This is a genomic window from Paenibacillus sp. Y930, from assembly GCF_056786375.1.
The window spans coordinates 394,705-407,304 of the sequence record NZ_JBXCIX010000001.1 but is presented as its reverse complement, the minus strand read 5'-3'; the positions used below and the strand labels follow the sequence as shown (position 1 = coordinate 407,304).

The following is a 12,600-nucleotide window of genomic DNA, read 5'->3' as shown; positions in this document are numbered from 1 at the left end:
GGAAGAGATGTAGTGATTAAAATAAAGGTGCTCGTTGTGGATGATTCAGTATTTATGCGTAAGTTGATTTCACGTTTAATTGAAGAAGATCCGACATTGGAAGTGGTGGGCACAGCCCGCAATGGAAAAGAGGGTGTTCAGCTTGTTAAGGAGCTTCGGCCAGATGTTGTGACGATGGATATTGAGATGCCTGAAATGACTGGACTCCAGGCTTTAACGATCATTATGGATCAACAGCCGACACCGGTACTGATGCTGAGCTCGCTTACTCAAGATGGAGCGAGCGCAACGATTACAGCACTGCAAAATGGAGCCGTAGACTTTATCTCGAAGCCATCAGGTCCGCTTTCGCTTGATTTAATCAAGGTGAAGGAAGAGCTGATCTCCAAAATTAAACAGGCTGCTCAAGTGCCAATCAGACAAGTACTTGCTAGCAAAAGGATGACTGCAAGAGTAGCCTTAGTGCCAAAGATTGATGCGCTGAATGGTCTGCCTAAGCAATTTGATCAGATTGTAGCATTAGGGACATCTACGGGAGGGCCAAGGGCGCTTGAAACGGTTATTACTGCTTTGCCTGCAAATTTCCCATATCCGCTTCTAGTCGTGCAGCATATGCCGCCCAAGTTCACTAAGTCATTAGCTGATCGATTAAATCGCATATCTAATGTTCATGTGGTAGAGGCGGAGGATAATCAGCTGGTAGTTGGCGGAACCGTTTATATTGCTCCAGGTGATTCTCATATGACAGTTGTGCAATCTGCTAGGGAATATAGAATTAGGCTTAACAAAGGATCGCTTGTTAGTGGCCACCGTCCTTCGGTTGATGTGTTGTTTCATTCTGTTGCGGAGCTAAAGATTCCGAAGCGTCATTTTATTCTTATGACAGGAATGGGGAGCGATGGTGCGGATGGGATGCATGCGGCCAAAAAATCAGGCGCCTATTCAACAATCGCGGAATCCAAAGAATCCTGTATTGTATATGGTATGCCGAAATCAGCCGTCGAGCTAGGCTGTGTAGATTATATAATTCCTGTGCATCAAATAACTTCAAAGCTATTGAGAATTACAGGAGTCCAGAAACATTAGTTTGTAAATGATCTAAGAGCGGGGGGTTCTATACTTGTTTTTTAATGGTAGTACGATAGAAAAAACAATGATGATGGGTTTCCTGTTTCGAGGATTTTGGGATAGATGGATTATTCATGGTATTCCAAAAGCGACGGTGGAAGAACTGTGCCAGCGGGTATATCGTTTGGAAGAGTGGATTCAAATTGTGCAGCGGCAAGCAGAAATTTGCGAGCAGCATGCGCTTAGCGCACTTGGTCAGCATTCAGCGGACGAAGCAAAGCGTTTTTATCGAATGGCGGGCATACACTACAGTCTTATCCAGTGGATGCTGCCTGAGAGTGGCACGGAGAAGCGACAATGGTATAAGCGATGCAAGGAAATGCATGGGCAAGCAGATAAGCTTGTAGCAGATCAAATCATCAATATGGTTATACAGATCGAAGGTAAGGAATGTTATGGTAGAATACGTGTCCCTGCAAATGCTAAGGGCTGTGTTATTATTTTCAATCCGATCGATGCCTCGAAGGAAGAGTTAACCCAGTATGAGGATCATTTTTCAAAAATGGATTTTGTTTCGATCAGCTTCGATGGACCGGGGCAAGGCGAGACGTATGCTATGAATGGATATAAAGCGACCCGTCTGAACTGGGATCTCTTTGTGAATCAAGTCATCGATTTCGCGGCATCGCAATATCCGGAGCTTCCGCTCGTATTATTTGGTAAAAGTCTAGGGGGGAATTGGGCGATTCAAGGCAGTAGCCACCCTAAGATAGGTAAAACAGCAGTTCTAAGTCCTATTGTTATCGTAGGACACAAATTCAAATTACCTGACTATCTTAAAGAACGTCTTTCATATATTATTGACGGTGATCAAGAGAGTCTATTAGCGGACATAGAGAGCTTTGACGATAAAGGTTCGATACTGTTAGTTCACGGTGAGCAGGATCATCTCGTCAAGGATGATAATATGTATGAGTTATACGATAAACTTCCTATGAAAAAACAATTAATCCAATATAAAGATGAAGGCCATTGCTGCACACATCGAATAGATGAAATATTGAAGATGGCGAGTGAATGGTATGTCTCGTAATTACTCTCCATCGGCTACTGCCCAGTAGGGCGCTATACGAAAATTAATAAAAAGCATTCAATAATTATGAGGGTAACTCAAAAGCTGATCAATAGCTTAGAGGTACCCTTGTTTAATATACATATAAAGGAAGCGCATACACTTGGAAACAGTTGTAAATGCCTACTGAACAATCGTATAAACAGGTGTTTTATAGTATCTATTTAGGTCGTTATACCCTGTTGCTCCCCCCTGATTATTAGGTATCCTTTTAAGGAGATAAATTTCTTAGTTTATGCTTTCGAGGTAACTTTTTGTATCATAGAAGTTATGTCAGGTAGCAACAAAAAGTTTGTAGGAGGAAAATAATTGAATAAAATAGCGATTTTCGTAGTGTCAGCAATGTTGGTTTTAGGATTGACTGCGTGTGGAGCGGAGAATACTGGTGGTAGTAATGGAAATAAACAGGGGAACAATGTAGAACAACCTCAAGGTTCTGGAAATAAAGAAAAAGAAGCAGTTCCGACTGTTGAGGAACTGATTGAGAAATCAACGGTTGCAAGTGCCGACCTGCAAAGCTTCTCCATGGACATGAAAATGAAACAAAATATTATAATTAGTCAAGGCGAAGATACAACAGAACAAAAAGTTGATATGGCGATTAAATCAGATTTCATTAAAGATCCTTTGAAAATGGTTCAGGAAATTGTTATGGAAATGCCAGAAGGTAATCAACTGATGACACAATATGTTACAGAAGAAGGCATTTTCACTCAAGTTGATGGAACTTGGTATAAGCAACCAGATGCAGCTTTGGCAGAAATGATCGCGAGCTTAGAGGAATCTGTGAAGCCAGAAAAGCAATTGGAAAACTTTAAATCGATCGCTCAGGACACAAAGATTACTGAAGAGGGCAGCGATTATATTATGACCGCAGAATTGTCCGGGGACAGCGTAAAAGATCTTGCCAAATCGTTGATGGGTCAAGGTGGCGGTAATAGCGAAGAAGTGGCAGCTATGATAGATGCTATGAACATTAAAAGTATTAAAGTGTTGTCAGCAATGAATAAAGAAACTTTCTTGCCTACGAGATCCGATGTTGTAATGCAGGCGGACATGGAGCAAGAAGGTATGAAGTTTACATTAGATATGGACATAACTAGCACGATCGGCAAGTACAATGAGGTTGGGGAAATTAATGTACCTCAAGAGGCGTTGGATGCTCCTAGTATGTAATAATGAATGGATTTGAGAAAGAGACGTCATTACTCTTAATGGTAGAGTTTTGACGTCTCTTTGTTCATATTATTTTGCTTAGATGCCAGTTGCTTGCAAGATCGAGTTCTCGACCGTGCTATATGTTATAATATCATCATTATTGTAGGAGGTGGCATTGATGACACATATTCACTTCGCAGAATGCAATATTTCGCACGCAAGTAATTTTGAAATCGATGTTCCCGTGGGCTCTCACTGGCTCCTCGTCATAACCAAGACTCCAGCACACTTCTGGGTCAATGGAGAACTCAAAGAATATCCCGCTCACAGCGCCATCCTATACCGCCCACAGCAGAAGGTCTATTATCGAGCTTGCATAGATTCTTTTACCAATGATTGGCTTCGGTTCGAGTCGAATGAACCCTACATTACGGAATCACCTCTACCTCATGGGTTTCCTCTATCCTTAAGCGATCCTGATTATTGTCACAAGCTAATGGAACTGCTAGTTATCGAACATCGTTACAATCGGGCTTACAAAACTTTATCCATCGACGGGTTGCTCCGCACGCTATTCAATAAGCTAATGGAGTCCCATTTCGAAGGTGAAATCACCCCCCAGTACTATAATCTATTGCGGCTTCGCACCGCCATTCACAATAATCCAACCGATTATTGGACAGTTTCGAAGATGGCAGACTATCTTCACATTAGTCCAGGCTATCTTCAGATTATCTACAAAAAAACCTTTGGGGTATCCTGTATAGATGACGTTATCTGCTACCGTATTCGATTGGCAAAAGAGTATTTGTTTCACAGTACCCAAGGCATTGCAGAAATTGCTTCTAAATGCGGCTATCAAAATGTTGAGCACTTCCATAGGCAATTTAAACAGATTACAGGAAGTACCCCAAGACAATATCAAATCAAATTGAAGGTTGATGCTTCAATTTAGCTAAGAAAGGATTCTTTCCATCTTTCATTCTAGTTGCGTAACCAACTTAATTCACTTTGTAAAATATTGTTGCACTAAAAACTTCATCAGCTCACTCGATTGCTCTCTAGAAAATTCAGAGTCATCTGCGAACAACATACCATATGGAGCTTCGGACGAATAAGCATCCCATCGAGGTAGCGGTACTTCTGTAGAATGTAATCCGTTCGGATCTCCTGAGCGAATGAAATTTGACCAGTAATTACACATTTGGCTGGCCAAATCGTAATGCTTGCCGACAAACGGCCTCCAACATTTGGCGAGCGTTTCAAAGAAGAACCATAAATCTACCGAATGAAAGGTGCCAGGATTATCCCAGCCTGGAATCTCTGCATCGAAATTATAATAGTAGAGAGGAGTGTTAGCGTTCGTATTAGCATTCGCTTGTGCTACAATGCGTATTGCATATTCAATACTGCTGACTGAAGCCTTCATCTTCATTTCCTCAAGGTTGCCCACTTGAGCACCGCATAACGCCAAAAACTCATCTGCATCACTACCGAACAATTCCACTGCCATCTCATTGAAAGCATCAAGCGTGTCTACATTCGGGGTGCTGAAAAATTCAGTGGAGGTATGACCCAGCATGACTGGAACCATACAGCGTTTATTTTGAAGGAACAATTCAAATGGATGCCCTACATTGAATGCTTGATCACGAACAGTTGCCCAGAAGCCTCGGTATTCCACCGCCTTGTCGCGTAGATAGCTTGCATCAAGCTGTCTGGCCTCCGTAAGCGAGGAAACGCCGAGATATTCCAGAAACTTCACGCCTTCCTGTTCAGCATCCTCCAATATACTATGAAATCTGTGCATGCTCCCTGATGGGTAAAGCTGCGTGTGAATCCCACTTTGGATAATAGCCTTCTGGAACAACCCTTCATTCTGAGGTGAAGTGAGCTGACTCAACACGCTTCCGCCGCCAGCAGATTGTCCGCCGATGGTGATATTGTTCGGGTCACCCCCGAAGGAAGCTATATTTTTCTTAACCCATCTAGTAGCCGCCTGTTGATCAAGATGTCCGAAATTAGCAGGCGCTTCAGGAGTTTCAGCAGTAATTTCAGGATGACACATAAATCCGAAGACATTGAGACGATAGTTGATCGTAACGACCACAATGCCACGTCGAGCAATACGTTCGCCGTCGAACTCCATTTCGGCCGTATGACCAACCTGCAAGCCGCCGCCAAAATACCATACAAATACCGGCAATTGCTCATCAACAATCTTGGCCGGTGTCCATATATTTAGGTAGAGACAATCCTCATCCATTGCGATATCGGGCTCTACGGCCCACTCCCGAGTATAAATGTTGTTGTCGTTAATCTCTTGTTTCACCTGCATCGAAATAGGTGCGAATTCGTAAGCTTTGAGCACACCCTCCCAGTCGATTGCGGGCTGTGGAGCACGCCAACGATATTCTCCTATGGGTGGTGCCGCAAAAGGTATTCCCTTGAAGCTTGTAATCCGTGGGTCGGCTGCTGGCAGCCCTTTAATCGTCCCATTTTCAACCTGTACAACTCTTAGCATCTTACATTTCTCCCTTCTGTTTGTCGATTTGGTGCTTATCGGATAATTGTTAAAATGAGGGATATATACTTAAACATAATATCCCTCATTGTTCAGAACTTATAAAATGTAATATTTAATTACTAGCTAATGCATCTGCACGCAATTGAACAATTTTCTGTGCTTTTATAGAATCTGACTCAACGACATCATTCCAGCCGAGGCCAACCACATCGCTTTGCATCTTAACCCATAACTCATCAAAATCTGCTTGATTCTTTGCAAATACCAGCTTCCAGGAAGTGTTCTTAACGTAATCCGATATTTGACTTCGTTTGTTCTTGATGTCAGATGAATCGTTTCCTAAGCTTGTGTTGATATTCGGTACAATATCGATCATATCGTGCTTAAGATAATATTCTGTTGCATCCTTAGCGCCATACGCATTCTGCCACTCATTTGTGAGTGTAGTCTTATTCGCCTCAATCGTAGTGCTCCAGTAATTGGAATTATAGAATTCTCCTGAATCTGGATCGATGACAAAATCGCTCATAATCATACTATTGATCTTGCTTTGCCCGTCCTGGTATCCGCCGCCTCCATATTCATCCGGAACTGGGGTGTTTTGCTGGAAGGCAGTTTGCCCTACTTCGGTCAGCTTAAACTTGCCGTCTGCGGACTTCTCATAATTGAAGCCTTCAAATCCATTCGTGTAATGACGAAGACCTTCAGGTGAAACATACCAATCCAGGAATTCTATTATTCTAGCGGGATCCTTTGCCTTTGAACCAATAGCAAATACTCTTCCGTTACCATAATAAGCATCACTAGTCTGTATGATTCGAGTGTCAGCAATCGGAACTGCAACATTCCCATCACCGTTCTTACCTCGTTCGATACTGTTATAGAAGCCTCTTTGCCATGTATACCATAAGAGTAGAACCTGTTTGTTGGTCAGCTTCTCAGCTACCTTATTCCAATCCTGCGAAGCAGAGTCAGGATCAACTAGCCCCATTTGATTAGCATTAAACAAGAATTGCAAAATTTTCTTGTACATACTGTTGTCGTCGGTGAGCGGTACGATATCGCCTTTAGCATTCAACTGGATTGTAGAAGTACCATCCGGCTGTTCATACCCGTACCAGTTGCTTATCCACCGTACATTTTCCATGCCGCCGCCATCCCAATCCTTCCATAGGGTGATTGGAACAATCGACTTTCCATCTGGTGTCTGTGGGTATTGCTCTTGCATCTCTTTTAGTACGTTCAATAGATCATCCAAATTTTTCAGCTCTGGAGATCCCACTCCCTTGTAATAATCCCATGGCAAAATAGGGCTTGAATAGGGGAGATCCTCTGAGAAAGTAGTAGGAGAGGTACCCGCAACAAATGTCGGCATGCCATAAATTTTTTTATCTGGATTCACCTCAGCAAATGCGTCATTAAACGGCTTAAAGTGATCATTTACATAGGTGGATAGATATTTCGTATCTTGTACCATATCGGTAATATCCATTATAAGACCAGCAGGTATTAATTCCTCAAATTGGCTGTTATCGATGACCAGCAAGTCTCCCAAATCTCCAGCCGCAGTTCTAGTCTTGTATAGCTGGTCACCAGCAACCTGCGGAGATAAAATATTCAGTGTAATATTGAACTTTTCTGTAAGAAGCTTGCCATACCAACCTGTCTGTTCTCCTTGATAATTTGCAGCGTTGCTAAAGACAGTAATCGTAAGTGGATCTTGGTTAGTACCAGCATTTGTTAAGCTAGAATTCACTTGCTTGTTAGTTGCACCTGTACAACCTGATAGAACGACTGAAATCGTCAACATTAATGTAAACAATACTGCTGAAGTTTTTTTAATTGCCTTAATAGGTTTATTCATAAGTACCCCCTTAATAAATGAATATATTATAATGGTGCTAGTTAGCCTTTCACTGCACCGATCATAATTCCTTTTACAAAGAACCTTTGGAAAAACGGATACACTAGTAGAATCGGCGCAACAACGATCATTGTCACTGTCATGCGGATCGAGGTCGACGTTTGCTTTGTCGCCAGTGTCGCCATCGTTAGTGAACCTGAGTTCTGCAGATTCACCATCGTTGATAGTGAACTCGCCTGATTAATATAGTTGTAGAGAATGAACTGCAAACTATATAACCTGTTGTCAGTGACCAGTAATAACGTATCCTGAAAGGCGTTCCACTGATCCACCGCTGCGAATATCGCCACTGTAGCTAATATAGGCCTACTAATCGGCAAGATAACCTGAAGGAAAATCGTCATGATCCCAGCACCATCGATGCTTGCCGCATGCTGCAATTCCTTTGGCGTTGATTCAATGAAGGTCTTAACTAGAATGATGAAAAATGGTGCTACAATGGTTGGAAAAATATAAGCCAAGAAATTGTTGGTCAGATTCAAGGATCGCATGGTCAGGTACCATGGGATAATGCCGGCATTAAAATACATCGTAATAATCGTAAAGCGATACCAAAATTTCCGTTTCCACATATCTTCCTGAGAGAACATGTATCCCAAAAAGGCTGAGGCACCTACTGTCAAGCTAGTTCCAATCAAGGTTCTGCCGATTGAAATCATCGCTGCATTCCCTAATCCAGGGATTTTGAACACATCAATGTAGTTTTGAAAATGAATCTGCTTCGGAAAAAATATAATATCTCCTCTAGCACTTATGTCATTGGCGCTTATCGTATTAATGATGATGGAATAGAAAGGGAAGACACAGACTAGAGAAAATAAGATAAATAGGGTATAAATCAGAACTGAAATCAACTTATCAGTGAGAGTGAGCTGGACCTTCATCATACAATGCTCTCTCCTCTCAGTAATTTAGATAGACCATTAACAGAGAAGAGAAGTACTACACTAATCAAGCTCTTTAGCATGCTGATTGCAACAGAAACGGAATAACTGCCGCCACCCATAGCAAGGTTATATACATAGAGATCCAGTACCTGTATGTAATCCTTGTTAAATGCATTCTGAAATACAAAATATTGTTCTAGTCCATTGTTCAAGAAGCTTGCAATTTGCAACAACAGCAGTACAAAGTAGGTAGGTATCAGACTTGGCAATATGATATGGCGTATAATCTGGATTCGTGTCGCCCCATCTACACGGGCCGCTTCATATAACGAATCATCAATTCCCATAATAGCTGCAATATACAAGATGGCCGACCAGCCTAGAACTTTCCAAGTTGTCCAGAGCCACATCGTGATCCAGACATTATCCGTATTTTGAAGGAATAGAATCGGAGAATCGATTAACGAGAGCTGCCTCAATAGACCATTAATGATACCTTCACTAGAGAACATGGAGAATGCGAGTGAATAGACCAAAACCCAGCTAATAAAGTTAGGAAGTGTGGTTACTGTTTGAATGATCTTGCGAAAGCGGATTGCTTTAATCTCATTTAGGAAAATTGCAAAAATCATAGGGAGCCATGAGAACATGAGAAGCAAGCCACTCATTGCGAACGTGTTCTTGATGACCTGGAGTAATTGATCAATCTTTACTTGGTTTTCAACTAAAGACCGAAACCACTTTAGTCCTACAAACTCTGATTGGGATAGGGGGATTGGTGGACTAAAATCAAAAAATGCATAAACCCATCCATATAACGGGTAATAAGCAAAGGTAGCGAGCAGCAACATAAATGGTAGGACATATAAGAATTTGATAAAAGAAGTTCTTCTCATGTTGTTTGCTTTAACATTCAAAGTACGATCACCCATTTCTCAATTAAGATAGCGCTTCCAATAAGTCGTTGATTGATATTTATATCAGTCCGGATTTTAGAAAGGTCAAGAATATATACCCCAGATCCAGTAATAAAATCATAGGTCAATAATCAGTGTAAAACAATGATATATACAAATGTATAATTGACCTATACGCATATTGAAAATGGACTTAATATAGAGTGTTGAAAAAGTGGAGAAAAGTCTGCAATAGGGCTTATATAATGCTGAAGAAGAAAGAGGGGGGAACGGAAGTTTGTTCATCTTTTTGGCGGAAATGGCTGTGGTGGAATGGAATACTTCTACTATGAAAAAAGCAGCACAAACCAAGGGCTTGGTCTGTGCTACTAATGTTAGTAAGTTTTGCATGAACCATATGAGATTTCGGTTGCCTAGTTACTGAACAGGTCCGGCAAAATATTGTAAATATACTGGTTCTGCCAATTCCAAGCATGTGTACCGCCATCAGCATCAAGGAAGTAGAAATTCCCCTTCTTCGTATCTGACGAATAGATAAAGACATCCGTTAACTGTTTCATCGCATCGACCTGAGGCTTCAAGTTCGGATACGCGATATCCAAGTTACCAGTAGCACTAAAGATGTAATAGTCCTGTGGCTTGTATCCGGACTCTCTTGCAACGTTTGCAAGGTATTCCGCCGTTTTCTTCGGCTGATGTCCGCCACCCCCCTGCTCGATTACCCAGCTGTCGCCACTTAACGGTATATAATATTTGAAATAGTCTAGGGCATGGATAAAGGTATACCACGTTGTGACCGACCCCATTGAGAATCCGCCGAAAGCCCGATGCTCTCTAGACGCTTGTAAATCTTCCAAACTTCCGGATTTAGCGTAAGTATTGTACTTTTTTTCCACCAATGGAACAATGGTATCGATTAGTTCCTCGTGGAAGAGAGCGACATCATTTTTGCCGCCATTGACGGTAGGCGTCACGACGATAAGCGGTTCAATGTCGCCTGCTGCAATCATATTGTCCAAGATTTTCATCATTTCTTTGCTCTGTCCGGGTCCGCCGAAGATCAGATCCTCGTTCTCGCCGCCGCCATGCATCAGATAGAGAACATTGTATTTCTTATTCGTTGCGGAGGGGTCATAACCGTAAGGGAGGTAGACGTGTAATTTTTTGTCATCTATTCCTTCCGTCAAATTAGGCGTTTGGTAATATAAACTTTCAATTTTACCTGGTTTGTCGCTTTCCATTCGATATTCATTGGGAAGGGGCTTAAAGTATTTCTCATTCGCCGCTTCTTCCGTCATTTCTAACTTGCTGATTGCAGCTTTAATCGTGGCATAATGTTTATCAATTTGCTTCTGATTGACTTTATTGCCGTTGAGTACGCTTTCAGAAACAACGCTAACAATGGCATCCGTTACGATATTGGCATTTTTATAAAGTTTGAAATCAAGCTTCAGCGTACTCTTGATCAAGTTCATGAGATCATAGGGATTCAGACCACTGACATCACCTTTTGACTTTCCGGTAAGCAAGACTTCGCCGAATTTGGTAGGATCATTCCATGCGTTACCTGTTGCGTCAAACACATTAATGCTACCCAATCGCTCCGTTCCTATGGCTTCGTTAATCTGCAATTCGATGCCAAGTACCGTGCCATTTGCCGGTGTAGTTTTCAGAGCAATTCTCGATTCGATAACATAACCGTCTTTCACTCTTCTTGCGGACGTATAATACATGTCGGCATCTCCGTTGTCCACGGATAAGGCATTTTCGTAATTAACGCGGAAATGCAAATCGTCTGCACCATATTCTTTAGTCTTGTCGTTGTTCTCGTCAAGGAATATTTCCACCGAATCTTGCATGTACGGTGTCCCGGATTGGACGGATAGGCTTTTATCTTTGACTTCTGTAAGAATATAAAGCGCACGATCATCCCATAACGCTTTGAACGTAGCCGATGTATCGATATTGCTTGATATATGCTGCGGTAAGACTACCTGTGCCTCATTCCACATAGGATCTACATTACCGTCAATGGTCGGTGAACCGAAATAGGCTACCATTCTTCCGCTGGAATCGAAACCATTCTTATCCACGATTATTTTTTTAGGATCATGTTTCATAGGTCTCTCCTTAACATTGACTTTTGCTGCGATGACTTCCTTCTTTTTGTTGACTGTATAAACATAGGTAATCGTTGCCGAACCGGCTCCAACAGCTTCAACGCGTCCGCTGTCATCCACAACAGCGACTGACTTTTTGTCGCTGCTCCATTGATACTCGGAACTAGTTGGCTTGTTTACGACATCGAACGTATAGGTTTCGCCGACTGACAGTGAGATAGTGCCCTTCTGTTTGAATGCCGGCTTGGCCTTGGCTGGAGCGGCAGAGACCTCAGGGATTGAACCAAGTGAATTCATGAATACCAAGGATACAACAGTTAACATCATCATAATGGGTTTAAGTAATTGTCTTGTTTCTTTTTTCAAAATGCTCTCCTCCTTATTAATTTCAGAGTCAGACACCATTCTTCAAAATCTCATCTTATCTTCCCACAAACGATATTAGATCGGATTCTCTCTGCCATCAATCACACCTTTCATAGTAGTATTCTCAGATTTGCAATTTCGTTTTAGCTTTCGCGTGAATCGTAACGCCAATTATGAAAAAAGTCAATATATTATTAGTAATAATCGTAAGCTTGACAATATCGGTTCTATTCCGTATTAATAAAGTATTACTAGTTGGAATGGGACGGATGAAAATGTCAACGATTAAAGAAATAGCAGAACGAACGAACCTCTCTATAGGGACGGTTTCCATCGTGCTTAACGGTCGCGGTGATGAAATGAGGATCTCGAAAAAAACGCAACAGCGGATTGTGGAAGCTGCACGGGGAATCGGGTATTTGCCCAACGTCTCGGCAAGAAGACTGAGACAATCGAATGCCCGGAACATTCCGGCCATTGCCACCTTTTGGCCTTCCGATC

General features: G+C 41.9%; 9 protein-coding genes and 1 pseudogene. 5 read left to right on the top strand and 5 right to left on the bottom strand.

The window, feature by feature from the left end; translation table 11 throughout:
- The first annotated feature begins 12 nt into the window (after positions 1-12).
- The 4 genes from AC1TO5_RS02045 (at position 13) to AC1TO5_RS02030 (ending at position 4,313) form a co-directional block, all read left to right on the top strand.
- A complete protein-coding gene (locus tag AC1TO5_RS02045; protein ID WP_482061120.1) occupies positions 13-1,086 on the top strand; it encodes a protein-glutamate methylesterase/protein-glutamine glutaminase in 1,074 nt (357 codons plus the stop codon).
- 34 nt (positions 1,087-1,120) lie between these two features.
- Positions 1,121-2,161 carry an alpha/beta hydrolase gene (locus AC1TO5_RS02040; RefSeq protein ID WP_482061119.1) on the top strand — a complete coding sequence of 347 codons (1,041 nt, stop codon included), beginning with the start codon at positions 1,121-1,123 and terminating at the stop codon, positions 2,159-2,161.
- 348 nt (positions 2,162-2,509) lie between these two features.
- The gene (locus tag AC1TO5_RS02035) at positions 2,510-3,376 is read left to right on the top strand and encodes a DUF6612 family protein (RefSeq protein ID WP_482061118.1); all 867 of its coding nucleotides are present in this window, start codon (positions 2,510-2,512) and stop codon (positions 3,374-3,376) included.
- Positions 3,377-3,536: 160 nt separating this feature from the next.
- Positions 3,537-4,313 carry a helix-turn-helix transcriptional regulator gene (locus AC1TO5_RS02030; protein ID WP_482061117.1) on the top strand — a complete coding sequence of 259 codons (777 nt, stop codon included), beginning with the start codon at positions 3,537-3,539 and terminating at the stop codon, positions 4,311-4,313.
- A 51-nt stretch (positions 4,314-4,364) separates the two neighbouring features.
- Here the strand turns inward: AC1TO5_RS02030 and AC1TO5_RS02025 are convergent, their stop codons facing one another.
- The 5 genes from AC1TO5_RS02025 to AC1TO5_RS02005 all read right to left on the bottom strand — a co-directional run bounded on the left by AC1TO5_RS02025 (position 4,365) and on the right by AC1TO5_RS02005 (position 12,099).
- Positions 4,365-5,882 (bottom strand): carboxylesterase/lipase family protein, encoded by a 1,518-nt coding sequence (locus AC1TO5_RS02025; RefSeq protein ID WP_482061116.1) that lies wholly within the window; start codon positions 5,880-5,882, stop codon positions 4,365-4,367.
- A gap of 115 nt (positions 5,883-5,997) precedes the next feature.
- Positions 5,998-7,749 (bottom strand): type 2 periplasmic-binding domain-containing protein, encoded by a 1,752-nt coding sequence (locus tag AC1TO5_RS02020; protein ID WP_482061115.1) that lies wholly within the window; start codon positions 7,747-7,749, stop codon positions 5,998-6,000.
- Between the two features lie 41 nt (positions 7,750-7,790).
- Complete coding sequence (locus tag AC1TO5_RS02015) at positions 7,791-8,696, bottom strand: carbohydrate ABC transporter permease (protein ID WP_482061114.1); 906 nt, start codon at positions 8,694-8,696, stop codon at positions 7,791-7,793.
- Entirely contained in the window at positions 8,693-9,613 is a 921-nt protein-coding gene (locus AC1TO5_RS02010) for an ABC transporter permease subunit (RefSeq protein ID WP_482061113.1), read from the bottom strand. Before AC1TO5_RS02010 ends, AC1TO5_RS02015 begins: the two co-directional genes overlap by 4 nt.
- Before the next feature lie 413 nt (positions 9,614-10,026).
- Positions 10,027-12,099: a sugar-binding protein gene (locus AC1TO5_RS02005; protein ID WP_482061112.1), complete on the bottom strand. Its 2,073-nt coding sequence runs from the start codon at positions 12,097-12,099 to the stop codon at positions 10,027-10,029.
- A 173-nt stretch (positions 12,100-12,272) separates the two neighbouring features.
- On the opposite strand from AC1TO5_RS02005, the pseudogene AC1TO5_RS02000 reads away from it, so the two are divergent.
- A pseudogene (locus AC1TO5_RS02000) lies at positions 12,273-12,515 on the top strand (LacI family DNA-binding transcriptional regulator); the annotation flags it as partial.
- Positions 12,516-12,600 lie beyond the last annotated feature (85 nt).

Coding starts and splice junctions, on each gene's coding strand:
- AC1TO5_RS02030 (WP_482061117.1), top strand. CDS start 3,537: ATGACACATATTCACTTCGCAGAATGCAATATTTCGCACGCAAGTAAT.
- AC1TO5_RS02025 (WP_482061116.1), bottom strand. CDS start 5,882: ATGCTAAGAGTTGTACAGGTTGAAAATGGGACGATTAAAGGGCTGCCA.
- AC1TO5_RS02020 (WP_482061115.1), bottom strand. CDS start 7,749: ATGAATAAACCTATTAAGGCAATTAAAAAAACTTCAGCAGTATTGTTT.
- AC1TO5_RS02015 (WP_482061114.1), bottom strand. CDS start 8,696: ATGATGAAGGTCCAGCTCACTCTCACTGATAAGTTGATTTCAGTTCTG.